This window comes from Bacillus sp. SIMBA_154, assembly GCF_046536015.1.
Lineage (GTDB): Bacteria > Bacillota > Bacilli > Bacillales > Bacillaceae > Bacillus > Bacillus pumilus_P.
In genome coordinates this window covers 1-233 of sequence record NZ_JAWJBV010000708.1, presented here as the reverse complement: position 1 = coordinate 233, position 233 = coordinate 1, and the positions used below count along the sequence as shown (strand labels likewise).

Sequence of the window (233 nt, the reverse complement as noted above, 5' to 3'; positions counted from 1 at the left end):
AACCATTAATCCCGTGGACATTACTTTTGGTTTTACAACTGGCACAGGAATAATTTCTGGTTCGCTAACACTGGCAACTGGAATTTCTGGAATCACTTCAATCGGCCTTTCTATTTCAAATAAATAGGTTGGCAATGTAGCCATAACCTCTCGGTCATTGATTGTTGAGCCAAAAACAGAGATTTCAATGTTGTAGCGCCCCCAACCATAATCTTGTAAAGCCAGCTCTCTAG

Annotated in this window: 1 protein-coding gene; it reads right to left on the bottom strand. The window is 40.8% G+C overall.

Annotated elements, in window-relative coordinates; all coding sequences use genetic code 11:
• Window positions 1–233, bottom strand: a 233-nt coding sequence (locus R0K30_RS23705) for a hypothetical protein (RefSeq protein WP_410613503.1), incomplete at both ends; no start/stop codon positions are given.